At 34.8% G+C, this 24041-nt stretch carries 26 protein-coding genes; 9 read left to right on the top strand and 17 right to left on the bottom strand.

Annotated features, from left to right (window positions below):
• Positions 1-113 precede the first annotated feature (113 nt).
• On the top strand, positions 114-464 hold the full coding sequence (locus HMPREF9171_RS109485; protein ID WP_001872136.1) for a hypothetical protein: 351 nt from the start codon (positions 114-116) through the stop codon (positions 462-464).
• A gap of 92 nt (positions 465-556) precedes the next feature.
• On the opposite strand, the gene HMPREF9171_RS109490 is transcribed toward HMPREF9171_RS109485, so the two are convergent.
• From HMPREF9171_RS109490 to HMPREF9171_RS06860, 3 genes are read right to left on the bottom strand one after another with little or no spacing between them, the layout of a single operon-like run.
• Positions 557-715 (bottom strand): hypothetical protein, encoded by a 159-nt coding sequence (locus HMPREF9171_RS109490; protein WP_000502594.1) that lies wholly within the window; start codon positions 713-715, stop codon positions 557-559.
• A gap of 25 nt (positions 716-740) precedes the next feature.
• The gene (gene obgE / locus HMPREF9171_RS109495) at positions 741-2054 is read right to left on the bottom strand and encodes a GTPase ObgE (RefSeq protein ID WP_000061658.1); all 1314 of its coding nucleotides are present in this window, start codon (positions 2052-2054) and stop codon (positions 741-743) included.
• 60 nt (positions 2055-2114) lie between these two features.
• Positions 2115-2243, bottom strand: a complete 129-nt coding sequence (locus HMPREF9171_RS06860; RefSeq protein ID WP_000863865.1) for a DUF4044 domain-containing protein — start codon at positions 2241-2243, stop codon at positions 2115-2117.
• 177 nt (positions 2244-2420) lie between these two features.
• On the opposite strand from HMPREF9171_RS06860, the gene HMPREF9171_RS109500 reads away from it, so the two are divergent.
• Positions 2421-3662, top strand: coding sequence for an aminopeptidase (locus tag HMPREF9171_RS109500; RefSeq protein ID WP_000244049.1), 1242 nt, complete (start codon positions 2421-2423; stop codon positions 3660-3662).
• A 33-nt stretch (positions 3663-3695) separates the two neighbouring features.
• Here HMPREF9171_RS109500 and HMPREF9171_RS109505 read toward each other — a convergent pair whose 3' ends face one another.
• From HMPREF9171_RS109505 to HMPREF9171_RS109520, 4 genes are all read right to left on the bottom strand, one after another.
• Entirely contained in the window at positions 3696-4274 is a 579-nt protein-coding gene (locus HMPREF9171_RS109505; protein ID WP_000865329.1) for an LPXTG-anchored serine-rich surface protein, SAK_1503 family, read from the bottom strand.
• Positions 4275-4367: 93 nt separating this feature from the next.
• A complete protein-coding gene (locus tag HMPREF9171_RS109510; protein ID WP_000824617.1) occupies positions 4368-6425 on the bottom strand; it encodes an amidase family protein in 2058 nt (685 codons plus the stop codon).
• Between the two features lie 84 nt (positions 6426-6509).
• On the bottom strand, positions 6510-7232 hold the full coding sequence (locus tag HMPREF9171_RS109515) for a pseudouridine synthase (protein ID WP_001234920.1): 723 nt from the start codon (positions 7230-7232) through the stop codon (positions 6510-6512).
• Positions 7233-7422: 190 nt separating this feature from the next.
• Entirely contained in the window at positions 7423-8265 is an 843-nt protein-coding gene (locus HMPREF9171_RS109520; protein WP_000451355.1) for an aldo/keto reductase, read from the bottom strand.
• Positions 8266-8531: 266 nt separating this feature from the next.
• Between HMPREF9171_RS109520 and HMPREF9171_RS109525 the strand changes: the two genes are divergently transcribed.
• The 4 genes from HMPREF9171_RS109525 (at position 8532) to HMPREF9171_RS109540 (ending at position 12258) form a co-directional block, all read left to right on the top strand.
• On the top strand, positions 8532-9206 hold the full coding sequence (locus HMPREF9171_RS109525; protein ID WP_000159254.1) for an NAD(P)H-dependent oxidoreductase: 675 nt from the start codon (positions 8532-8534) through the stop codon (positions 9204-9206).
• Positions 9207-9293: 87 nt separating this feature from the next.
• Complete coding sequence (gene gloA / locus HMPREF9171_RS109530; protein WP_001116200.1) at positions 9294-9686, top strand: lactoylglutathione lyase; 393 nt, start codon at positions 9294-9296, stop codon at positions 9684-9686.
• 128 nt (positions 9687-9814) lie between these two features.
• Positions 9815-10741 carry a glycosyltransferase family 2 protein gene (locus HMPREF9171_RS109535; protein ID WP_001196763.1) on the top strand — a complete coding sequence of 309 codons (927 nt, stop codon included), beginning with the start codon at positions 9815-9817 and terminating at the stop codon, positions 10739-10741.
• Positions 10742-10869: 128 nt separating this feature from the next.
• Positions 10870-12258, top strand: coding sequence for an amino acid permease (locus HMPREF9171_RS109540; protein ID WP_000042126.1), 1389 nt, complete (start codon positions 10870-10872; stop codon positions 12256-12258).
• 83 nt (positions 12259-12341) lie between these two features.
• Here the strand turns inward: HMPREF9171_RS109540 and smpB are convergent, their stop codons facing one another.
• The 10 genes from smpB to rgg2 form a co-directional block, all read right to left on the bottom strand.
• A complete protein-coding gene (gene smpB / locus HMPREF9171_RS109545) occupies positions 12342-12809 on the bottom strand; it encodes an SsrA-binding protein SmpB (protein WP_000238456.1) in 468 nt (155 codons plus the stop codon).
• A 2-nt stretch (positions 12810-12811) separates the two neighbouring features.
• The gene (gene rnr / locus HMPREF9171_RS109550; RefSeq protein ID WP_000659934.1) at positions 12812-15217 is read right to left on the bottom strand and encodes a ribonuclease R; all 2406 of its coding nucleotides are present in this window, start codon (positions 15215-15217) and stop codon (positions 12812-12814) included.
• A 112-nt stretch (positions 15218-15329) separates the two neighbouring features.
• Positions 15330-15566, bottom strand: coding sequence for a preprotein translocase subunit SecG (gene secG, locus HMPREF9171_RS109555; protein WP_000282513.1), 237 nt, complete (start codon positions 15564-15566; stop codon positions 15330-15332).
• Positions 15567-15612: 46 nt separating this feature from the next.
• A complete protein-coding gene (gene rpmG, locus HMPREF9171_RS1000000113400) occupies positions 15613-15759 on the bottom strand; it encodes a 50S ribosomal protein L33 (protein WP_001873241.1) in 147 nt (48 codons plus the stop codon).
• On the bottom strand, positions 15756-16964 hold the full coding sequence (locus HMPREF9171_RS109560; RefSeq protein WP_011074748.1) for a multidrug efflux MFS transporter: 1209 nt from the start codon (positions 16962-16964) through the stop codon (positions 15756-15758). Before HMPREF9171_RS109560 ends, rpmG begins: the two co-directional genes overlap by 4 nt.
• Before the next feature lie 156 nt (positions 16965-17120).
• The gene (locus tag HMPREF9171_RS109565; RefSeq protein WP_000200927.1) at positions 17121-18767 is read right to left on the bottom strand and encodes a hypothetical protein; all 1647 of its coding nucleotides are present in this window, start codon (positions 18765-18767) and stop codon (positions 17121-17123) included.
• The gene (locus tag HMPREF9171_RS109570; RefSeq protein WP_000424347.1) at positions 18757-19458 is read right to left on the bottom strand and encodes an ABC transporter ATP-binding protein; all 702 of its coding nucleotides are present in this window, start codon (positions 19456-19458) and stop codon (positions 18757-18759) included. Before HMPREF9171_RS109570 ends, HMPREF9171_RS109565 begins: the two co-directional genes overlap by 11 nt.
• Positions 19459-19581: 123 nt before the next feature.
• Positions 19582-20175 carry a dephospho-CoA kinase gene (gene coaE, locus HMPREF9171_RS109575; protein WP_000930247.1) on the bottom strand — a complete coding sequence of 198 codons (594 nt, stop codon included), beginning with the start codon at positions 20173-20175 and terminating at the stop codon, positions 19582-19584.
• A complete protein-coding gene (gene mutM, locus HMPREF9171_RS109580) occupies positions 20166-20987 on the bottom strand; it encodes a DNA-formamidopyrimidine glycosylase (RefSeq protein WP_001114605.1) in 822 nt (273 codons plus the stop codon). Before mutM ends, coaE begins: the two co-directional genes overlap by 10 nt.
• 148 nt (positions 20988-21135) lie before the next feature.
• Entirely contained in the window at positions 21136-21984 is an 849-nt protein-coding gene (gene rgg2, locus HMPREF9171_RS109585; protein ID WP_000410033.1) for a quorum-sensing system transcriptional regulator Rgg2, read from the bottom strand.
• Positions 21985-22071: 87 nt separating this feature from the next.
• On the opposite strand from rgg2, the gene shp2 reads away from it, so the two are divergent.
• The 3 genes from shp2 (at position 22072) to HMPREF9171_RS06960 (ending at position 24006) form a co-directional block, all read left to right on the top strand.
• On the top strand, positions 22072-22140 hold the full coding sequence (gene shp2 / locus HMPREF9171_RS1000000113785) for a peptide pheromone SHP2 (RefSeq protein WP_132833258.1): 69 nt from the start codon (positions 22072-22074) through the stop codon (positions 22138-22140).
• A 61-nt stretch (positions 22141-22201) separates the two neighbouring features.
• The gene (locus HMPREF9171_RS109590; protein WP_000694236.1) at positions 22202-23794 is read left to right on the top strand and encodes a transglutaminase domain-containing protein; all 1593 of its coding nucleotides are present in this window, start codon (positions 22202-22204) and stop codon (positions 23792-23794) included.
• Positions 23795-23829: 35 nt separating this feature from the next.
• On the top strand, positions 23830-24006 hold the full coding sequence (locus tag HMPREF9171_RS06960; protein WP_000039433.1) for a hypothetical protein: 177 nt from the start codon (positions 23830-23832) through the stop codon (positions 24004-24006).
• The last annotated feature ends 35 nt before the right edge of the window (positions 24007-24041 follow it).

Below are 24041 nucleotides of genomic sequence, written 5' to 3'. Positions count from 1 at the left end.
CCTAATCACAAACAAATTATAATAGGATAAGTTTTCTTCTAAAATTAGCAAAACATCAGCTAGAATGTTTGAATAATGTTGCACAAGGGCTTTCAGTATGATAATATAGCAGTATGAAAGACTATATTAACAGAATATTGCACTTTATTAAAGAACATATGATTTATCATGTCAACTTTATAGATGACTTTTTAGATATTAAATGGGAAAAGGTGAGTAACATCCATTTAAGGTTTTGGACAACTATTATTGCTTATCTAGTTATTTTTATCTTAAGTATCTCTACCGTAATTCTTAACCTTGTACTTCTTTTTCAAGGATTCTTAACGCAAAACCCTATTATTTACTTACTATTTTTTATAACTTTAGTTTGTGCTTTTTATTTTGCTTATAAATTTATTACTTATACTCCAACCATTGTAAAAAATGCTCTTCAGTATATCAAAAAGCTCAAAAACGTTTAAAATAATAAAGTAATCTGTACCTTAACACTCTATCAATTATGTTTTAGAGTCTTTTTTCATACCCAAAATAACTAAAAAGGATAGTTACTTAACTATCCTTTTTCTTTTGCTAATTTTTCGCGTTCTAAACGAAGTTTACGATTAGGATTTAATGTGTTAAAGAGTTCTTCTAATTTTTCAGCATTCCAGACATCGGCCGCTGAAACAAAGTTCCCATCTTTATCACGAAATGATATCGGTTTATCTCCCATAAAAAACCTCCAATCAAGTACTGCATTAATCTACAAATTCAAATTCGAAGTTACCTATACGAACAATATCTCCATCCTTAGCTCCGCGCTCTCGAAGGGCTTCATCAACGCCCATACCACGTAACTGACGAGCAAATTTCATTATTGATTCATCGCGTTCCATATTTGTCATAACAAAGAGTTTTTCTAGCTTATCACCATACAATACCCACGTTGCATCATCATCACGTGTAATCTCAAATGGACGTTCATCTTCGTTAAATCCATAGTATGCTTCATCTTCTTGCATGTCAGTTTCGTCATAAAGAAGAAACTCTTCTGTATTGGCTAATAATTCAGCCGTCGCATCCATAAGGTTCTCTAGTCCTTGATGTGCTAAACTTGAAATTGGAAAAATCATAGGAATGTCATCAAACTCATCATAGTTTGCAGCTAATTTTTCTTTGAATGCTGCCAAATTCTCTTCTGAATCAGGCATGTCCATTTTATTGGCAACAATAATTTGCGGACGTTCCATCAATCGAAGATTGTAAGTTTCCAACTCATTATTAATTGAAACATAGTCATCGTAAGGGTCTCGTCCTTCACTTGCCGACATATCAATAACATGTAGAATAACACGTGTACGCTCAATATGTCTAAGAAACTGAGTTCCTAATCCGACACCTTGACTAGCTCCTTCAATCAAACCAGGGAGATCAGCCATTGCAAAGCTATCACCTGATTTTGTACGAACCATCCCTAAATTAGGGACAATTGTCGTAAAATGATAGGCACCAATTTTAGGCTTTGCTGCTGAAACAACACTAAGTAGCGTCGACTTCCCAACCGATGGGAAACCAACGAGACCAACATCAGCCAAAATTTTTAATTCTAATTGTAATTCACGTTCTTCGCCAGGCTCCCCATTTTCAGCAATTTCAGGAGCTGGATTACGTGGGGTTGCAAAGCGAATATTTCCACGACCACCGCGGCCACCTCTGGCTACAACGAATTCCTGATCATGCTCCACAAGGTCGGTAATAACCTTACCTGTATTAGCGTCACGAACAGTTGTTCCAGGTGGTAATGACACAATAAGGTCTTCTGCACCTCGACCGTGCATACCTTTAGTCATCCCTTTTTCACCAGCTTTTGCTTTAAAATTACGGTTATATCGAAAATCCATCAAAGTTCGTAAACCTTCGTTTACTTTAAAAATGACCGATCCGCCTTTACCGCCATCACCGCCCCACGGGCCTCCATTGGGGACATATTTCTCACGACGAAAAGCAACCATGCCATCACCACCGCGACCTGCCTTAACACTAATTTTGGCAGTATCTAAAAACATACTCATTTCTAAAATTCCTATTCTTTATTCTATTCAGTATAAAAAAACGCTTTACAGCGTTTCTCATTACATGATTGCACTAATAGCACCAAATACCAAACCACCAACTGTTACTAGTACCATCAAAATAACAACAAAAAGAGTTAGTTTTTCAAACCCAGTTTTTTTTCGTTGTCCGTTATCTCCAAAAGCCACTCATGTCACCTCATTTACTGAATATATAGTTAAGTCTATATTAACACGAAACGTCTTATTTCGCAAACTACAAACCGTTAGCTTAAATATATCTTTATTAAATCGCTTCCATATTTCCTTGTGCTTTATAAGAGTTTATGATAAATTATAAAAAATAGTAAATTTAAAGGAGCTAGTATGGTTTTACAAGATTTCGACAACCTTTTAAAAAAATATGCCCAATTAATTATTTCTAAAGGTTTAAATGTCCAAAAAGGGCACACTCTCGCTTTAACAATCGATGTGGAACAAGTCCACTTAGCAAGGCTTTTAACTGAAGTCGCTTATGAAAAGGGAGCAAGTGAAGTTATTGTTGATTATACAGATGATTTTATCACGCGCCAGCGACTACTTCATGCTTCAGACGAAGTTCTCACGAATGTTCCACAGTATACCGTTGATAAATCTTTAGCGCTATTAAATAAGAAAGCTAGTCGATTAGTTGTGAAATCTTCTAACCCTAACGCTTTCGCTACTGTTGATCCTAAACGTTTATCTGAAACAACTAGAGCAACCGCTATTGCCTTAGAGGAACAAAGTAGAGCAATACAAGCTAATAAAGTATCTTGGAACGTAGCTGCAGCTGCTGGTAGAGAATGGGCTGCACTTGTCTTCCCAGAATTAAAAACAAGCGACCAACAAGTTGATGCTCTTTGGGATACCATTTTCAAATTAAATCGTATTTATGAAGATGATCCTATTGGTGCTTGGGACGCACATGAAGCTAAATTATTAGAAAAAGCTACTAGACTAAATCAAGAACAATTTGATGCTCTTCATTATACCGCACCAGGTACAGATTTAACGCTTGGTATGCCTAAAAATCATATTTGGGAGGCAGCCGGTAGTCTCAACGCTCAGGGAGAGACTTTTATCGCTAATATGCCTACTGAAGAAATCTTTTCAGCACCTGATTACCGTCGTGCAAATGGGTATGTGACAAGTACAAAACCTCTCAGTTATGCTGGCGTTATTATCGAAAATATGACGTTTACCTTTAAAGACGGTAAAATTATCAATATCACTGCAGAAAAAGGGCAAGAAACAATCCAACGCTTAATCGAGGAAAATGATGGGGCAAGATCGCTTGGGGAAGTTGCACTTGTCCCACATAAAACACCAATTTCACTGTCTGGACTGATTTTCTTTAATACTTTATTCGATGAAAATGCCTCTAATCACCTCGCTATTGGATCTGCATATGCCTTCAATGTAGAAGGAGGAACAGAAATGACAAGTCAAGAATTGGATGAAGCTGGTTTAAATCGTTCTTCAACACATGTTGATTTTATGATTGGTTCAGAACAAATGGATATTGATGGTATTCGTGCAGATGGAACTGCTGTCCCAATCTTTAGAAATGGCGAATGGGCTATTTAAATATAAAAAGGAGGTTAGTCCTCCTTTTTATATTTAATAAAGTTTCATTTTCTTATTGTAAAGACTTAATGATAACAGAATAATCCCTCCCGTAGATGCTATTACAGTATCTGAGTGGCTATCTCCTGTTTTAGGAAGTTCCTTTTTAGGCTTATTATGGCCTTTTTTCTCATCACTTGCTTTTGAAGATGATGATTCATCGCGATCCGCTTCTTCTTGATCACTACTTGATTTACTAAAATTCTTAATACTATCTTCTGAAATTAATACTTTTGTTCCACTAGAAATATCCTTATTATTGCCAATTTCTGTCTTCGTGCTACCATCAGGCTTGTTCTCTTCACTAGGTGAGGGTTGCGATGGTTCTGTTGTAGGTGGATTAGTTGAGGGATTTGTTTCTGGTTCACTTGATGAACTCGATTCATTTTCAGAAGAAGAACCAGTACTAGACTGGTCTAGTTCATCTGATCTTTTCTCCTCAGATAAGGTCGTAGTCACGACACTCGTGTCAGTATTCTTATCACTTGTATCAGCATAACCGATTGATGAATAAGTAGCACATGTTAAGACAGTAAGTGCTACCATCGTTAAAATCTTATTTTTCACTTTCATATTATTTCCTATTTTATAATTCCTTACACCTTTATTATAATTTATTACAACATAAAAATCGAAAATATGATACTAAAAAGTGAAAAACAGGAATTATTTTACATTACAATCAACTTTTCTGATTCTTTTTGTTACAAAGCTAAAACAAGCTAATAAAAGCGTTACCACTAAAGCTGGAGATAGACTTGATTCTGTATCACCTGTTTTAGGAAGTGCTTTTTGATATGCCATTACGGATGGTTTATTTTTAACAGACGATTTCATCCATTTTTTAGAGATAGATACTTGAGTAACTTGTGAATTTTCTTCTAAATTTACTAATGATGAATGAGCTTTAAAGAGGGGGGGAGTAGGCTGTATTAGGCCAGTAGATGGTTTCACTTCTTTATCTATTATTCTTTGCCATTTAACATTAAAACCATGATATTTTTCAAAGAAAGTTGCAAATTTAATTAATACCATATCATAGTTTGCACCTGCCATTAACATCGTCCCTATGGGTAAACCAGACTCAGATAAGTAAGTCGGGATACTGATAGCTGGGAGTCCTGTCATATTAGCAATTTGTGTAAAAGGTGTTCTACGCAACATAGGCTCCCACTGGCGATTAAAGAGAGCAATTCTTTCTTCTTGGCTCAAGTTTTCCATATTATAAATCGCTCTTTTATCTTCCTCTGTTACATATGGATCTGTATTTAGAGGGGCTAAACTTGCGGTCGTTGGCGATAAGAAAATAGGAAATTGCTTGTGAAGATTCTCCATTGCCTTACGATAATCATCCATATGTTTTTGGGCTTCCATAATAGATTTCTTAAGTTCAGCCTTATCTGAATTTTGATAAATAACATGAACTGCCCAAGTAATGGGATCAACGTCTTCTTTAGTAAAACCATGTTTTTTTAAGTCTTTTTCAATTGTTGAAAAAGCTCCTCCCATGCCAATAGCCAAGGTTGAATAATCACGCATTAATGCTCTACCATCAATTGGTAAGTCTATCTCTGTCACTTTGAATCCTTGTTTTCTTAAGAATGTGACGTTGTCCATAATAGCATTTTTAGCATCTTGACTAACTTCTGTTCCCATTGGTGATTTCAAAGTATAAGCAATTGGTAAAGATTTTAAATCATTAACTGATACTAGCGTTTGATCGCTTTTCTTTAGGTAAGTTAACAATGTTTCTGCGTCTCTAGATGACTTAGTTAATGGAAAATGAACTGCTGTACTATACGAATCTGGCTTTTCATTACTCACCAATCCTCTTGTTGGTTTTAAACCTACTAAGCCCGTCCAAGAAGATGGAATACGGATAGAACCACCAGCATCACTGCCGCTAGCAATTGGCGTCATCCCGCTAGCAATGGCTGCTGCACTTCCACCAGAAGAGCCACCAGCATTATGATCAAGATTCCAAGGGTTATGCGTTGGACCGTATAATTTAGAGTCTGTTATATTACGCCACCCATACTCTGGAAAGTTCGTTTGTCCTAAAATAATAAATCCTAAATCTTTATATTTTTTGACATAGCTACTGTCAAATGTGCTAATTTTTCCATCTGCATAGATCAAGCCATTATTGGTTTCACCACCTTTAATACTGTGCCCTAACCCCTTGACTAACAAGGGAACACCTAAAAACGGCTGATTGGTATCTTTAAGTTTTCTAGCCTCTTCAATAGCTTCTTGGCGTCTAGTAGTAATGACTGCATTTAAAGATGGGTTTTCTTTAGCAATAATATCGTATGCCATATTAACGAGTTCCTCACTAGTAACTTGACCACTTCTCACCATGTTGGCTAAATCTTGACCATCTTTTTGTTTGTAAGTCTCTTCAGTTAACTTAGTAGAAGTACTCTCAACGACAGGACTTGATCGAGTTGTTTTTAAAGCATCTGGAGCTGAAATATGATGAGGCGTGTCAACTGTTGTAAGCGCCGCAGAATTATCTGGTTTTACTTGACCTATTACAGATTGTCCTGATTCTGATACAAATTTTGCGGTAGGATTACTGTCATTAGTTTGAACGATAGTATTTGTAGTAGGAACTACTGAAGCACTTGTCTCAGTACTATTAGCATAGATACTGCTAGTATTCATTGCAGCAGCTAACGTTAAAACCGTCACCGTATTAAGAATAAAGTATTTACGTTTCATTTGATCTTCCAATCTAAAAAAGTATACGTTTACATTATAATCTAAGTGTTATCAAATTGCTAAAATATTAACTGTTGTTTTATATTATTGCATATATTTTTCTAATTTTTCTATTTCTTTTATTGTTAGCCGTCTCCATTGTCCACTTTCTAGCTGTTTATCTAATTGTAGATTTCCCATACTTAGACGCTTTAGCTCTAAGACTTCCTTACCACACGCAGCAACCATACGTTTAACTTGATGGAATTTTCCTTCCTTAATGGTGATTTTAACAAGACTCTGATTCTTCACCTGATTTACTTCCACAATTTCTAATAATGCTGGTAAACAAGTAAAATCTTTCAGAATAATTCCTTTATCAAATGCCAAAATATCGTCTTCTGTCATTATCCCTGAGATTTTTGCCTCATAGCATTTATCAACGTGTTTTTTAGGTGATAATATTTTATGCGCTAATTCCCCATTATTAGTTAATAACAAAAATCCTGTTGTATCAATATCTAAACGCCCCACTGGGAAAACAGCTTTATCTCGAGCAGTTTTGTCTAGCAAATCTAACACGGTTTTATGCGAAGGATCATCCGTTGCTGATATAACACCTTTGGGTTTATGAAGCATATAATAAACAAACTTTTCATATGACACTAGAGTTCCATTATATTTAATCTCATCTCTATATTCATCTACCTGTACTTTTGGAGATGTCTCGCTATTACCATTAACACTAATCTGCTTTTTTTTCAATATTAATTTGACTTGAGTACGTGAACCAAGTCCGCATTCTACTAAAAATTTATCAAGTCTCATTTAGATGTTATAACCTCTTTCGATAATGATATATTGTAAAGGATTTTACCATATTCATCCTTTATTACTACTTTTCTAGTAATACTATCATTAATATATTCTCCTCGTCAATGGAGGTCTTAATGGTTCTCTTAACTTTAAGGAACTATCCCACATAAAAAAGATGGAAATACATTTCCATCTTTTCTTATTAAAATGAGACATTATCTGGATCTTTGGGTTTAATACCTGAATCTAGTTGTATTAAGGTAGCAATATCATCTTCGTTTAATTGAAAATCAAAAATATCAAGGTTTGCTTCAATATTTTTGGGAGTCGCTGACTTAGGTAATGGTAAAAAGCCATTATCAAGTGACCAGCGAAGAGCTACTTGTGCAACTGATTTACCATATTTTTCAGCAATAGCTTTTATAGATTCATTTTCAAAAATAGCACCTGTTCCAAATGGACTGTAAGCTTCTAATAAGATATCATTTCCTTTACAGAAGCGAACCAAATCCTCTTGAGCACAACCTGGTGCTAGGATAATTTGATTAACCATAGGTTTTATTTCGGCAGTTTCAAATAAAGCCTCTAAGTGATGTTTCATGAAATTCGAAACACCAATAGCTTTTACCTTTCCTTCTTTATAAGCTTCTTCCATCGCTTTCCAAGTGCCTGCATTCCCAGCTTTCCACGCATCATTTTCACGAAGAGCTTTTGGATTTGGCCAATGAATCAAAAGAAGATCAATATAATCAACACCTAATTTCTGCAGAGATTCATCAATAGAAGCTTTGGCTAAATGATAGTCATGTTTGTCATTCCAAATCTTAGTTGTCAAAAAGATACTTTCTCGTGCCAAACCACTGTCTCTTATAGCACGTCCAACACTGTGTTCGTTGCCATAAATCTGAGCAGTATCAATATGAGTATAACCAACTTTTAAAGCATGAGTCACTGCTTTATAAGCTTCTTCACCTTCAGTTAGTTGCCATGTCCCAAAACCAATTTTAGGAATGTTAAGAGTATTCGATAGAGTATATGTTTCCATAACAATCTCCTTTTCTATGTGACAAAAATGAATTTCATAGTGAAAAACATCTATTTTAAACATCTAAATGATAGTTTGATATATGGTATTATCCCCTCCTTATGTAAAATTATATAACTTTCTTCATCAAAACCCTATCATTTTGTTCATTCCCTTTATTTTTCTGACAGTCATTAGAATTTTGTAGCTCTACTTTGCCACGATACCGCCTGCTGAGATTTTTTCTAAATTGTGATATGATAGCATTAATAACAGGAGGATCTAAAATGACAAAAGAAGATATCAAAAAACAAGTTCGAAGAGCTTTTGATTTTCGTATGGCGATTCGTGTTTATAATAATAATGATATTCCTAAAGAAGATATGGAGTATATTTTAGACACTGCTTGGTTGAGTCCTTCTTCAGTCGGTTTAGAAGGCTGGCGATTTTTAGTACTAGATAGACAAACAATTGCAAAATTTCGAGATAAACTTAAGGAAGTTGCTTGGGGAGCACAATATCAACTAGATACTGCTAGTCACTTTGTTTTACTACTAGCTGAAAAAGGTGCTTATTATAACGCTGATAGCATGATCAACAGTCTCGTTCGACGTGGTCTAGGTGATCCAGCCGCCCTTGAGAGTAGGATACCTCTCTACAAATCCTTCCAAGAAAACGATATGAAAATTGATTCTGAACGTTCTCTTTGGGATTGGACAGCAAAACAAACTTATATCGCACTCGGTAATATGATGACGGCTGCTGCTATGATCGGCGTAGATTCATGCCCAATTGAAGGATTTGACTATGAAAAGGTCAATAATATCCTTAGTAAAGAAGGATTAATAGACGATAAGAAAGAAGCTATTTCTTGTATGGTTTCATTTGGTTATCGTTTGCGTGAACCTAAACATTCCCGTGCTAGGAAAGAACGTCAAGAGGTCATTACTTGGGTTGAGTAAATAGACAGCCTAATTTATAATCAATATTTTTGAAAAGACAATTTTATTTTGACATAATACGTTTAATAAAGAAATAGGAGAGAGACTATGCCATTTTTACATACTTGTATTCGCGTTAAAGATTTGGACGCCTCAATTGCTTTTTATCAAGAAGCACTTGGTTTTAAGGAAGTTCGTCGTAATGACTTTCCTGAAAATCAATTTACTTTAGTCTATATGGCCCTAGAGGACAACCCTAGTTACGAATTAGAGTTAACCTATAACTATGATCACGAAGCTTATGATTTAGGAAATGGGTATGGTCATATTGCTGTTGGTGTAGACGATTTGGAAACTACTTATGATGCCCATCAGAAAGCAGGTTACTCTGTAACAAAAATTTCTGGATTACCAGGTAAACCTAATATGTTCTACTTTATTCAAGATCCAGATGGCTATAAAATTGAAGTTATTCGACTCAGTCAATTTAAAGCTGACTAATAACATCTCATCATATTAAGTTAAGGACTGAGGCAAAAACCTAGTCCTTTTTATGATTACCTTATAATCTTTCTATTTTTTCCCATATTATGTTAAAATTTAAGCAAGAATGATACGGAGAATTACAAATGGCTTTATTATCAGTTATTGTCCCTTGTTATAATGAACAAGAGACTGTCTCAACTTTTTTAACAGAAATCAAAAAAGTTGAATCCGAAATGGCTCGTTACACCCATTTTGAATACATTTTCGTAAACGATGGTTCTACCGATCGTACACTCGAACTTCTTAAGAAAGCAGCTAAACAATTTGACAATGTTCATTACCTTTCATTTTCACGCCATTTTGGTAAAGATGCTGCTTTATTGGCTGGTTTAGAACATACTACTGGTGATTTTATCACTGTTATGGATGTTGACTTGCAAGATCCACCCACTTTATTACCAGAAATGTACCTAAAACTTCAAGAAGGTTATGATATTGTCGCTACAAGGCGAAAAGATCGTAAAGGGGAGCCGTTGATACGCTCTCTTTTTGCCAAGCTTTTTTATAAATTAATCAATCAAGTGTCAGATACTAAAATGGTTGATGGTGCGCGTGATTTTCGTCTCATGACAAAACAAGTTGTTGACAGTATTCTCGAGCTAAATGAAGTGAATCGCTTCTCAAAAGGGATTTTTTCCTGGATTGGATATGATGTCGCTTATATTAGTTATGAGAATCGAGAACGAATTGCGGGTAAGACCTCATGGAGTTTCTTTAATCTCTTAAAATACTCTCTAGACGGTTTCATCAACTTCTCAGAAATTCCATTAGCTATAGCTACCTGGATTGGAACCCTTAGTTCAGTACTATCACTTTTAGCTATCATTTTTATTATAATTCGAAAATTACTATTTGGGGATCCCGTTTCAGGTTGGGCAAGCACAGTTACCATTGTGCTTTTTATGGGTGGTATTCAGTTATTGTCGCTAGGAATTATAGGCAAATACATCTCTAAGATTTTCCTAGAAACTAAAAAACGCCCAGTCTATATTGTCAAGGAAGAGGGATGAATTCAAATCTCTTAGCTCACTTAGCTAGGAGATTTTATCATAGAAAAATATTGTATAGTAATTATTGCGAATTTTGCAAAAAAATTATATAATAAAGGAGTTTTTCAAAAATAGATGGAGTATTTATAATGTCAAAAAATAATAATGACCACACTCAAAAATCTGAGAATGGTATGGTACGCGGCCTAGAAAATCGTCACGTACAGTTAATTGCGATTGCAGGGACAATCGGAACTGGGCTTTTTCTTGGTGCAGGTCGTTCAATTAGCCTGACAGGTCCTTCAATAGTTCTTGTCTATGCTATCACTGGCGCTTTCATGTTCTTCATGATGCGTGCTATTGGAGAGATGCTTTATCAAGATCCAAATCAGCATACTTTTATTAATTTCATTACCAAATATTTAGGACCCGGTTGGGGATTTTTCTCAACACTTTCTTATTGGATTTCCCTAATATTTATCGGTATGGCAGAGATTACAGCCGTAGGAGAGTATGTTCAATTTTGGTTCCCTGAATGGCCATCCTGGATTATCCAAATTGTTTTTTTAGCTATCCTAAGTTCTATCAACTTAATTGCTGTAAAAGCATTCGGAGAAACCGAGTTTTGGTTTGCTATGATAAAAGTTATTGCAATTCTTGGTTTAATAGCAACCGGTATCTTTATGGTATTGACAAACTTTGACACCGGTCACGGATACCATGCTTCAATCTCAAATATCACCAATCATTTTGAATGGTTCCCTAAAGGTAAATTGAATTTCTTCATGGCTTTCCAAATGGTATTCTTTGCTTATTTAGCTATTGAATTTGTCGGAGTAACAACTTCTGAAACAGCTAATCCACGTAAAGTTTTACCAAAAGCAATCCAAGAAATTCCGATGCGTATTATTTTATTCTACGCAGGTTCATTATTAGCAATTATGGCCATCTTCCCATGGCAACAGTTACCAGTCAATGAGTCACCTTTCGTTACAGTATTCAAACTAGCTGGGATTAAGTGGGCTGCCGCTTTGATTAACTTTGTTGTCCTAACGTCTGCAGCATCTGCTCTTAATTCTACTTTGTACTCAACAGGGCGTCATTTATTCCAATTGGCTAATGAATCACCAAATGCTCTTACAAAAGCGTTAAAATTAGACCAATTATCTCGTCAAAGCGTTCCAAGTCGAGCTATTATTGCATCAGCTGTAATCGTTGGAGCTTCAGCACTTATCAGTGTTTTACCTGGTATTTCAGATGCCTTCTCCTTAATTACTGCATCATCTTCTGGTGTTTACATTTCTATCTATGTTCTTATTATGATTGCACATTGGAAATATCGTAAATCACCTGATTTTATGGAAGATGGTTATAAAATGCCTGCCTACAAAATCCTTTCACCAATCACACTTCTCTTCTTCCTCTTTGTATTCGTTTCTCTCTTCTTGCAAGATTCAACATACATCGGGGCTATTGGAGCAACCATCTGGATTATTGGATTTGGTTTATATAGTCACTTCAAACATAAATCACATTAAGTCTATATTACTAGTGAAGTTGGTCAATCAACTTCACTTTTTTCGTCCAAAAAAGGTTAGGCAATTGCCTAACCTTTTGATAATCATCGTGAATTATAGTTTTTTAACTGACGGGCAATATCACGGTTTTGCTCACGACGTTTGATAGACTCTCGCTTATCATAATCATGTTTTCCTTTTGCCAAACCCAATAGAACTTTAGCAAAACCATCTTTTAAGTAAACTTTTAGAGGTACCAGAGTCATACCAGTCCCTTTCAGTTCATTTGATATTTTTTCAATCTCACGTTTTTTTAGTAATAACTTTCGTGTACGATCAGGATCTTGATTCCATATATTACCTTGATCGTATGGTGTAATATGAACATTAATCAACCACGCTTCACCATTTTTTATTTGTGCATATCCATCTTTCAATGTAATACGCGCTGCGCGGACACTTTTGATTTCTGTTCCTGTCAAAACAATTCCTGCTTCTATTGTTTCAACGATAGTATAGTCGTGATGCGCTTTTTTATTTTGTGCTACAACGTTTCCTTGACCTTTAACCATACTTAACCTTTCTTAGATTTCCGTTTCTGACCTTTCTTAGCAACGCCTTTATAGAAAGGTTTTTTCGTTTTTTTCTTGGTTGAACCTGTTGTTCTATCGTCTTTGTGATGATGTGATTTGCTATCCGAGTTCCTTTTGGGTTTTCGAGATGCTTTTTTCTTAGATGTATTTTTATTCTTATTATCACGATCAGAAATTCTATGCTGATGTTCTCGTTTAGAACTTCGATTAGGACGACCCTCACGCGAACTTTTACTTACCTTTTCAACAATATCAAAATCTGATGGTAAATAATCAAAATCGATATCACCAGTTTCCTTATCAGAACGAATCAACTTAACCTTAATTTGTTGACCAACACGGAAAACTTTCCCAGATTTCTCACCTTGAAGCGTCAGCGTACGTTCATTAAAGTGATAATATTCAGGCAAGGTCGTTACGTGAATCAATCCTTCAATAGTATTTGGTAATTCTACAAACATACCAAATTTAACAACGCTTGCAACCACACCTTCAAATTCCTCACCAACATATTCTTCCATATATTCGGCTTTCTTCATTGCCTCTACAATACGTTCAGCATCAATGGCACGTCTCTCAAGACTAGACGTTTGAGTTGCAATTTCTGGGATAAGGTTAGCAAAATGATCAGCTTTATCCATCGCTTTATCACCATAATCACGAATCATACGATGAACTAACAAGTCTGGATAACGTCGAATGGGGCTAGTAAAGTGAGTGTAATATTCCGCAGCAAGTCCATAATGTCCATGGTTGTGTTCAGAATATCTAGCTTGTTGCATCGAGCGCAATAACATCATAGATAACACTTCACTTCCTGGCTGCCCTTGTACTTTTTTCATAAAGTCCTGTAAAGCAGATTGGGTGATTTTAGTTGCTGTTCCTTGAATGTGAACACCGAAAATAGAAGCATAATCGATGAATTTTTGTAATTTTTCAGCTTTAGGCTCTTCGTGTATACGATAAATAAATGGCAATTTTAGACGAGCATAATGTTCAGCAACCGTTTCATTTGCCGCCAACATAAATGACTCAATCATGCGTTCAGCAATGCCTCTGTTGCGAATAACAATATCAACTGGCATTCCCTTATCATTAACCATAATTTTTGCTTCAGATGTATCAAAATTCAGCGCTCCACGACGCGTACGCATAGTTTCCAAAATATGGTGTAAAGTAACCATATGCTGTACTGAGGGCACAATAGACTCATATTCTGAGCAGATTTCCTCATCGCCAGCAATAATATCATTTACAGCAGTATAAGTCATACGATAAGTGGTATTAATCACTGACTGTGTAATTTGATGATTAACAACTTTCCCATTTTGGTCAATTTCCATAATACAAGACTGCGTTAAACGATCAAGATTTGGATTTAATGAACATATACCGTTAGATAGACGCTCTGGTAACATTGGTACAACGCGATCTGTGACATATACGGACGTACCACGACTAAGTGCTTCACGATTTAAGGCAGAGCCTTCAGTAACATAGTATGATACATCTGCGATATGAACTCCAAGTTCAAAATGACCATTATCCAGTAATTTAATATGCACAGCATCGTCTAAATCTTTGGCGTCAGCTCCATCAATAGTGAAAGTGACCTCTTGACGTAAATCAACACGCCCAATTAAATCTTTCTCCGTTGGAGCATCTGGGATAGCATTAGCTTCTGCAATAACGTCCTCAGGAAATTCTGAGACGATATCCATACTTTCCAAGACTTCTAAAACATCAATACCAACATCTCCTTGATGTCCAACGATATCACGGACACTTGCTACGAAGTAATCATGTCCTCGTGTCGGATATTTATCAATATCTACTTTGATAATTTCTGTTCCGTCTAAAACGACCGGTTCTTTGCGTATATAAATTTTTTGATTAATTTTTTGATTTTTTGATTTGATATATCCTGCGTATTTAGGGCGCTCATCGTCTAAGACAAACTTACCAACAAGCGTCTTTAAACTACGTTCAACAATATTAACAACACGCGCTTCTGCTGCAGTCCCTTTAAGACGGTCCGCTGGTTTCTTTACAACAGCTTCTACCGTGTCACCATCAATAGCATAAGCAATATCATTTTTTCCGATAAACATATCATCTTCGTCTTGATCAATACTAAGAAAACCAAATCCTGCTTTATTTGCTCTAAAAAGACCTCTTACTGTGATTTCCTTTTTCTTAGCTTCTTTCTTTCGAAGAGAAAGACTTCCATTATCGTCAAATCTTAATTGCCTGTGGCTCTCCAAATTTGAGATTGTTTTGATTAATTTTGGAAATGCTTTTGCGCCTGCCATATCTAGGGCAGCAGCTAAATCATTAACGCTGGTTTTACCGTGTTCTTCCAAATATTTTATAATTTTTTCTTTCATTATTTCCTTTTCTAGTAACTTTAGTCACTTTATTATTACTCTACAACCATTCTACTAACAAAAAGTGAGGTTGGGCTATCCCCCATCCTCACTTATCTGTATTTAGCTATCATTAATGACTTGATAAAATAGATAATACTAAGCCGATTAGTAGCCAGAAAAAGACTAAAACACCTGTAAAACGTTGCATAAAAGCTTCAAATCCTCGAGCTTTACTACGTTCAAAAAGGGCTTCAGAACCGCTACTATCAAAAACATTACTACTTGGATTCTTTTGTGGTTGCATGAAAATTGAGATAATCAATAATACTGATAAAACAAGTAGAATGGTGAGTAATAGGTTATACATGTTAATTCCTCCACTATGGTCAAAGTACATTCTAACATAAAACTTATTAAGATTCAATATGTAGTGTTACTTTTCTCTCCTTTGGGCAATACTTTGGAACCTCGATTTTATCGGGATGATTACTTTTATTCTTACTGGTTAAATAATTCTTACTACCACAAGAGCTACACTTTAAATTAATTTTAACTCTCACACAATTTCCTTAACTCTAATATATTTTCTAAAATTAATAAAACACCAAACAAAATTAGCTAAAACGATGAAGCTAGTCACAAAGAAAACCCATCGGAATCCTAAATGAATAGAAACTGCTGAACCGACAAAAGGACCTAATACTTGTCCTAAATTGCTAAACATTTGGTTATAACTGAAAATCCTTGATAAACCTTGCCTTGGAGCAATTTTAGTCAAGATTGAATTAATACTCGGCATCAAGGCACCTGTTCCAAAACCATACAGGAATCTAATAACCCCTAACTGTAATGAAGTCTGTGCCAATGAACATAAGACATACATGAGGAAACTATACAGTAGAGCTAATAATAGCAAACGATGATTGCCTATGCGATCCCCGATTCTTCCTAGCTTTGGACTACTCAGAATACTAGAGAATCCCATACCAGAAACAATTAATCCGGAAACAAACATCAAGTTTTCAGTCTGTCCTAAATGACGAATGTAAAGTGTTAAAATAGGTGCAATTGATTGTGCAGAAATTTGAATAATCATGCTTGTTACAAACAGCCCTATTAAAATTTGTAAGCTTTTAACGCTTTTGAACACTTCTGTAGTTGGCATGGTTTCTTCGTTAGAAATGGGTTTGAAATCTTCCTTTACCATAAAAATGGTCATTAAAGTAGATATTAACAATATGGTTCCCACTAATAAAAAAACTTCCCTGATACCAAACCACTCTGCTAAAAGTCCCCCTAAAAGTGGACCAATTAACATACCTCCAGTCACTCCTGTCGCTAAGGTTCCTAAGGCATATCCTGATTCCTCTTGAGGAGCTTGACTTGCTATCAAAGCTGTAGAGTTAGGTACATAGCCTGCAAAAATGCCGTTTAATATACGTAAAATCAGAAGTCCTGTAACACTATGAATGAAAGCAAGACCTCCCATAGTAAAAGTCATCATCAACCCTGCTCTTACCATCATCGGTTTTCTACCATATTTATCAGCTAAGCGCCCCCATAATGGGGCAACTAAAGCTGAAGACAAGGCTGATAAGGATACTGATAAGCCTGCATACCACTCTACTTTGTTGCTAGGTGCTCCTAATTGTTCTACATATAATACCATAAAAGGCATAACAAGTGAAAAGCTTGCCCCAGTAAAAAAATTACCGAGCCAAGCCACTTTTAAATTTTGCTTCCAGTTAACCGTTTCAACTGAGATAAAACATCATCTTCTTTCTAAACTTTTCTACCACTAACTATCTTAGCAGTTTTATTGAGATTTAACATCTATTTGAGATGTTATTTTCATTATAATTTCCTTTATGTAACTAAACCTATGTTATCACATGCCTCTGTTATTATACCACAATTAAAATTAACTTTTTAAACGGAAAGTTTTTGGAGCAAATACTACAACTGCTAAATAGCCAATAATTAAAATAACAACTATAATTCCTAGGCTTACTAATAATATTGGCATCGTTATAGATTTAGTAAAGGTAAATAGTTGATATCCCATATAGTATATAATAAAGGTTAAAATATTATACATAGCACTCTTTGATTTTAATCCTTCTGTAAAAGGCTGTAATAAGAAATAAAGATACAAAAAGTAAAAACTAAATAAAATCATTGATATAGCTTGTGTAATTACCAATATGATAATCTGATCAATCTTAGGGGTGAAAAAATTAAAATAATAGGTTCCAAAACATATGTTTAGAGCTACAAAAATGGGGAAATTAAGTTTTATACTATAAAGGAAACGTATTTTTAAGGTTGCTAAGATATTTTCTCTTTCACGATAGAAATTATATCTTAATAATGGACGATCCAAATGATAGAAACAAAATTTTGAATAGGATTCACCGATATATATTAGATATCCTGGAACTGCACTCAAAAATAGGAATTTTGAAAAACTATGCTCATTCATCGGAATATTTATCTTTTCTTTAAAAAATAGCAGGAAAAGGAGTTCTATTCCAAACAGAACACTTAAAATAGCTAAGCGTACCAAAATTTTCCTTTGCAAGTATCTACTCATCCGTTTTAAAAAGATAGCGTTTAAATATGAAATACCTGATAAATTTTCAAATAGCAGGGGAGAAAGTTCACTGACATTTATATCCCTATCTTTCATTTCAATCCCAAGCAGCTCTATATTATCAATCTTTGCAATTTTCTCCTTCATCGTCTCATGCGTTAGGGTAAGGTAGGTCAAGTGATTAAGTTTAGAATAAGTCTTTAATCGATAGTAACTAACTAACCATATGATAAGTCCTGCAATACCGGTGTACCATGAAAAAAATGGATATGGAGAGAACTGTTTGCCAAGAAGAAGGAAAAAGAGAGAAAGGAAGACTCCTATACCAATCCCTAAGTAAAATAAAATATTTAGTAAAGACTCTGGATTCTCTTGGTCTTTACCTCTACCATATAAAGGCAAACAGAGCACCTTGATTCCAAGGCGACTACCTGCTAAAAATAAAGCAAAAGTCAAACCATGCCAAAAAGCAAAGTGATTTAAATGGAAAAATATGCCAAAGCTCAAACTTCTAAAAAATAGTTCACTACTGGCTTCTAAAAGTTCAGCAGATTGGAAATACCTCGATGGCTCAATTCTGAAAAGGCGAATCATATGAGTTTGTTGCATATCATTAGGTTCTATAAGTTTTATATAGAAATTTATGACAATTAAAAGAGAGGTAATCACCATCAATGTTAAAGTTAGGGTAAAACCTTCTTGCGGCAAAATATTTAACTGCTTCATGCCACTTCTAACAAAAAATGATAAAACATAACAATATAGTACGTAACCTATGGAACGACCAAAACCTCTTAAGAAAAAGAAAATGATACGAATAAATAGTACTACACCTTTTATATCATCGGTTTTAAACCATCGGTTAGGGATTTTTCTTCCCAACCAGGGGATTTTCTGAAGGTAATATAAAAAACTATTATAAGCTCTAGCACTATCAATCTGTAATATAGACCATATTAATGCTTTACTTGTCATATTCATCTCCCTTCAATACTTGAAGAAGACGCTCTTCGAATTGTTCATGTTTACGATCAATATCTAATGTTTGGAGTTTTCCTTTGTCTAATACAGCCACAATATCACATAGATCTTCTGCTAAGGCCATTATATGAGTTGATAATATAATAATATGATCCTCACTTAATTCCAACAAAAGACGTTTTATTGCAATACTTGACACAACATCAACTGCAGTCAGTGGCTCATCTAGTAAAATTACTTTTGGCTTAGAAATCATCAAGCAAATTAATGAGAGCTTACTCTTCATTCCATCAGAATATCCTTTGATAATTCTGTGACGCTCTGCTTGTCCTATTTCCATAAAATCTAAATAATCATCTATTGTCATTAAATCATCTGAAGGATGTAAATCCATGTAAAATTTTACAAATTCATACCCTGTTAAAAATTCTGGAAGGTAGTTTTCGGAATAAACAATACCAATATCCTTATCGGTAAGAGGATACTCGTGATTATCCTTCAATAAACAAATGGTCCCGTTGTCAGCTGCAAGGTCCCCATAAAGTATATTAAATAAAGTTGTTTTCCCAGCACCATTCCTACCTAAGACCCCTGTTATTTTACCTGAATAAAATCGGTAACTTGCTCCTCTCAAGACCTCTGTTTCTTGAAACCGCTTATGAATATCTCTAATTACTAACTCCATAAAAACTCCTTTGAAAGTAAACCATTTATATCATTGTACTATTACTGTGGTTTAATCGCAAGTTTTTTAAAACTAGTATAATAAAGACAAAAAATGGATAAATACATTATCCATTTAGTAGTTCTATAAACGTTGAAGAACATTCGACATTTGCTCTTTTAAAGTTATTAAATCACCATTATTATCAATAATAAGACTAGCGAAACTTTTTTTATCTGTTAAAGGCATTTGGTGTGAAAGTCGTAATTCTGCTTCTTCTCGACTGTAGTTGTTACGGGCCATTAATCGTTGTAATTGTTTTTCTTTATCAACAAATACCAACCAAATCTCATCAAACCATTTTATATACTTTTCTTCAATCAATAAAGGAATATCCATGAAAAATATCTCTTCTGTTTGTTTTAATTGGTCGCGCTGACATGCTAACTCTTGACGAATGATACTATTTTGTAGCCTAGCTGATGTCTTCATATTGTCTGGATTAGCAAAAATCATTTGAGAAAGCTTTGGTCTATCCAATTCACCATCAGCATCAAGTATCTCGGGACCCAACCATTCTAATAAAGCTTGGTAAAGTTTCCCACCCTTAGCTTGCAATTTATGAACCACTTGATCCGCATCTATGACTTTAAAACCTGATTCTCGTATTATTTTTGTTACCGTTGACTTTCCAGAAGCTATCCCTCCTGTCAGTCCTATTATTTTTGTCATAAGCATTGACACCGAGGGCAATAATGCGTCCCTCTCCCTCCTACTTTTATCTTCTTAATTAAACAACCACACCTTGGACACGGTTGCCCAGTTTTACCATAGACCTGTAAATACTTTTGCATCGTACCGTCCTCTCCAAGAGCATTCTTATATGTTCTAATCGTGGAGCCACCTTTTTCGATGCCTAAAGTTAAAATGCGAATAATTTCCTTGTGTAATAAGCTAGTTTCAGATTCGGTCAATTGATTAGCCAAACGCTGTGGGTGAATTTTTGCTGCCCACAAGGCTTCGTCTACGTAAATATTTCCAAGTCCTGCTACTAATCTCTGATCTAATAGTAAAGGTTTTATTGGCTTTTTGGAGTTTGCTAAGCCTTTTGAAAAAGGCTCAAATTGAAATGTGTCAGCAGTTGGCTCAGGACCTAATTTTTTTTGAGTAAAATAATCTTTAAGAGATGATTTACGAACCAACTCAAATGTCCCAAATTTACGGACATCTTGGTAAACCAATGTGCTGCCATTAGTCAATTTGAAATAAAGGTGAAAATGTTTGTTGTCTGGTACTTTATTTGGGAAGAGTAGATATTTTCCTTCCATGCGTAAATGTGATACCATAACCATTTCACCAAAGTCAAAAAGAAGATACTTCCCTCGTCTCAATACCTGTTGAATTGTTTTTCCTGGTAGACTTATCATGAAGTTATTCAAATCAGTTTTCACCATTTTAGGGACTTTAATCGTTATAGAAGCTATTTCTTGATTAACTACAAGTCTTTCTAGTCCTTTTCTAACGGTTTCTACTTCTGGTAATTCTGGCATAAATATATAGTCTAAAAATCAATAGTCATTGCTTAGAAAAATAATTTCCAAACGTTCTTGGTGTCACCTGCCCATTCGATTTCTATTTTCCTTTCTTATTATCATTTTGAGACAAAAGCTTTAAAAACTACTCATAAACTTGCACTCATTAGCATTCTTTATTACTGCCAAGTACTTTTTGACAATAATGTTCATTATAAGTATTGTAAAATGAATCTTCACCTAAATATTTAAAAATCTGTAAAGCTTTCCTCATATCTTCTTTTCCTGAAGAAGTATCACCAAGTTTTAAATGATAGTATCCAGTTACATATAAAAAAACAGTTTTTTCATAGAAATTAACTTCATCCTGTAACAATGACCTAACCTTATCAATTAAGTAGTGGCTATGCTCAAAGTAAGAGTGATCAATGCTGATGATTAGACAATTAATTGCTAATTGTGTAACTAGGATTTTATTGGTTTTATTTTGTTCTGAGTAAGCAAACGAATTAACCATTTCTTTGGTCAATAAAAATAAAGTATTGTAATTAATGAGACGTGAGCAATTTCCTAAGAGAATAATTTCATAATATCCCCACTGCTCCACCGTAAAAAGATAGTCTGTTAAGCGTGCTAATTCTTCTTGATTAGGCTCTATTGATTGATCAATTGAAAAAATAAGAGCCTTAATCATAATCTTTTCATAGTCTTTATGGTTATGATCCTCTAAGAGAGCCACTAATTTAGTTACATTTTTTTCAGCACAATATTTTCTTACTCGATTTAAAAGGATAAAAAAATGAGTGTGTGCCTTAGAATGAATCGACACAAATTCATCAATAGTGATGTTGAGTTTGTCTAAAATATTAAGCAAACGACTACAAGTAATTTCTGACTCTCCTCTCTCAAACCTTGAGATTTGTGACTTGGATAGGTGCTCATCTGCTAAAGAAGAAATACTAACTTTTTTTCCTTTACGTAATCTTCTTAGTGTTTTTCCTAATTCTTTTTCCATTTTTCCCACTTTCACAACAATTTAAAAGACCCTTTAAATCCATTATATAATACAAGTACAAAATAGAAAATCAGAAAGGAGATAGTCATGAAAAAAATTAACAAAGCTTTGTTGTTCACATTAATCATGGATATCCTAATTATTGTTGGCGGATAAAACTCCCCCACAAATGGTTGTTATGGAATCCCATTTTATTTAGTTTATAACAGGAGAACTAATGAAGATTAAAAAAATTATTAGTGGCCTTGCCGCAGCTTTAATTATCAGTTCACTATCAACTATTAACTATGAGGTTAAAGCTGATGACACCACCAATGAGTATCACTATATCAGTAAGCAAAATAATGAAGAGCAGCTTATTAGTTACATCAAGGAACAACATCGTTTGCTCAATCAATTTGTTATTGATAATGTCAACTCATTCACTCAACTAAATGCTAATCCAACCATTGAACAGTTAAATAGAGCTATAACATTATTTAAACAAAAAGATGAGCAATTATTTAACCAGGTGAAAGCTAGTCATCTCTCTCCCAGTAACTATAATGCTATCGTTAATCAACGTAATGTCATTAACCAAACTGTTCAAAATCTGATTGACCAAAATCATAATAAGCTTCAGGCAAGTCAAAATAAAGCAGCTCAGCTCGTGGGGCAACGTAATCAGGTTGTTAACAAAATTCAAGCTATTTTAGCAACTGTAAACTACAACTCTGTGAATTCTATACAAGAAGCTGAAAATTTATTTCATTCACTCAGAAATCAAATTGAACCTCTTGTAGCTGAAGTTAATAATTACAAAGCTGCTATGGCAACCCTTCAACAAGAAGTAGATGCCCTATCAACAGCGGCTATTGAAACTGAGACTTCTAAACTTGCTACTCTCAAAGTTAGCGAAAATACTTCTGTTCCTGCAAACAAAGTAGAAGAAAAAACTACTCAATCAGAAGCGTCAGGCAATAAACAAGAAGTAACTAAGAGTGAGGAAAAACAGGCTACCTCTGATGCAAAGGCATCACAGCCTGAGTCAGCTAATATTGCCGATTACGATAGTTTAAAAGAAGTTTTACGAAATAATATTAGTAACCAAGTACCACACATCAGTGTTCAAATGGAGTTTAAAACTCAAGAACAAGTTGACGAATACCAAAAAAATCTTGGAAGCATCATCCGGGAAATTGGAGATACACTTGGAACAGCAACTGAATTCAATGCCAAAAGTAACATTAGCACTTATACTCTTGGTGGACAAATCCAACGCATTATTGTAAAAAGCGACATCACAATCACCTATACTCTTAAAGGTGACATGGTAGGATTACATAAAGAATATAAACAGTTTGTAGATTCTTTTGTCAAAGAAAATATTACTAACAAAAATATCACAAGTGATTATGAAAAAGCTAAAGTAATTCATGACCACTTGGTTAATAATTATACTTACGCGACTGAAGAACTGGCAACAACTCGTGAAACTGCTAGTGGTATCAGTATCCATGCCCCTGAAGCACTCTACAAAGACAAACGTGGTGTGTGTCAAGCCTTTGCAGTAATGTTTAAAGATATGGCTGCTGCTGCTGGCTTATCAGTATGGTATGTAACTGGTCAAGCTGGAGGTGGAAATCACGCTTGGAACATTGTTACTATTAATGGCGTTAAATATTATGTTGATACAACATGGGATAATAATATAAAAAGCAATAAATATTTCCTTGTTGGTAAAACAATAATGGATGCTGATCATCTTTTGGATAGTCAATACAATGCATTAGCTAAAGATATTCCAGCTGATCGCCATCAAGGTGCATAACTCAAAAATTGTATTGAGCCTGGAAAGGATATGAAATGTCTAAAAAGACTGATTCAAATTATCTACATTCCAATTGTTCTGACAAGAAAATTTGGAGCGATGAGGAGCCTCTGCAACAGGAGACTATCCCTAAAGATAGAGATTGTGTTATCAAACCTGTCATTACTATGACAGTTGAACATGTGGAAATCCCATCAGATGACCAATCTTAGCTCTCTCCTAAAATAAAAAGGAACACTGCCATTTT

Origin of the sequence: Streptococcus agalactiae ATCC 13813 (genome assembly GCF_000186445.1) — a bacterium.
Lineage (GTDB): Bacteria > Bacillota > Bacilli > Lactobacillales > Streptococcaceae > Streptococcus > Streptococcus agalactiae.
This window is presented reverse-complemented; position numbering and strand designations above follow the sequence as displayed.

Coding starts and splice junctions, on each gene's coding strand:
- HMPREF9171_RS109485 (WP_001872136.1), top strand. CDS start 114: ATGAAAGACTATATTAACAGAATATTGCACTTTATTAAAGAACATATG.
- HMPREF9171_RS109490 (WP_000502594.1), bottom strand. CDS start 715: ATGGGAGATAAACCGATATCATTTCGTGATAAAGATGGGAACTTTGTT.
- obgE (WP_000061658.1), bottom strand. CDS start 2,054: ATGAGTATGTTTTTAGATACTGCCAAAATTAGTGTTAAGGCAGGTCGC.
- HMPREF9171_RS109500 (WP_000244049.1), top strand. CDS start 2,421: ATGGTTTTACAAGATTTCGACAACCTTTTAAAAAAATATGCCCAATTA.
- HMPREF9171_RS109505 (WP_000865329.1), bottom strand. CDS start 4,274: ATGAAAGTGAAAAATAAGATTTTAACGATGGTAGCACTTACTGTCTTA.
- HMPREF9171_RS109510 (WP_000824617.1), bottom strand. CDS start 6,425: ATGAAACGTAAATACTTTATTCTTAATACGGTGACGGTTTTAACGTTA.
- HMPREF9171_RS109515 (WP_001234920.1), bottom strand. CDS start 7,232: ATGAGACTTGATAAATTTTTAGTAGAATGCGGACTTGGTTCACGTACT.
- HMPREF9171_RS109520 (WP_000451355.1), bottom strand. CDS start 8,265: ATGGAAACATATACTCTATCGAATACTCTTAACATTCCTAAAATTGGT.
- HMPREF9171_RS109525 (WP_000159254.1), top strand. CDS start 8,532: ATGACAAAAGAAGATATCAAAAAACAAGTTCGAAGAGCTTTTGATTTT.
- gloA (WP_001116200.1), top strand. CDS start 9,294: ATGCCATTTTTACATACTTGTATTCGCGTTAAAGATTTGGACGCCTCA.
- HMPREF9171_RS109535 (WP_001196763.1), top strand. CDS start 9,815: ATGGCTTTATTATCAGTTATTGTCCCTTGTTATAATGAACAAGAGACT.
- HMPREF9171_RS109540 (WP_000042126.1), top strand. CDS start 10,870: ATGTCAAAAAATAATAATGACCACACTCAAAAATCTGAGAATGGTATG.
- smpB (WP_000238456.1), bottom strand. CDS start 12,809: ATGGTTAAAGGTCAAGGAAACGTTGTAGCACAAAATAAAAAAGCGCAT.
- rnr (WP_000659934.1), bottom strand. CDS start 15,217: ATGAAAGAAAAAATTATAAAATATTTGGAAGAACACGGTAAAACCAGC.
- secG (WP_000282513.1), bottom strand. CDS start 15,566: ATGTATAACCTATTACTCACCATTCTACTTGTTTTATCAGTATTATTG.
- HMPREF9171_RS109565 (WP_000200927.1), bottom strand. CDS start 18,767: ATGACAAGTAAAGCATTAATATGGTCTATATTACAGATTGATAGTGCT.
- HMPREF9171_RS109570 (WP_000424347.1), bottom strand. CDS start 19,458: ATGGAGTTAGTAATTAGAGATATTCATAAGCGGTTTCAAGAAACAGAG.
- coaE (WP_000930247.1), bottom strand. CDS start 20,175: ATGCTTATGACAAAAATAATAGGACTGACAGGAGGGATAGCTTCTGGA.
- mutM (WP_001114605.1), bottom strand. CDS start 20,987: ATGCCAGAATTACCAGAAGTAGAAACCGTTAGAAAAGGACTAGAAAGA.
- rgg2 (WP_000410033.1), bottom strand. CDS start 21,984: ATGGAAAAAGAATTAGGAAAAACACTAAGAAGATTACGTAAAGGAAAA.
- HMPREF9171_RS109590 (WP_000694236.1), top strand. CDS start 22,202: ATGAAGATTAAAAAAATTATTAGTGGCCTTGCCGCAGCTTTAATTATC.
- HMPREF9171_RS06960 (WP_000039433.1), top strand. CDS start 23,830: ATGTCTAAAAAGACTGATTCAAATTATCTACATTCCAATTGTTCTGAC.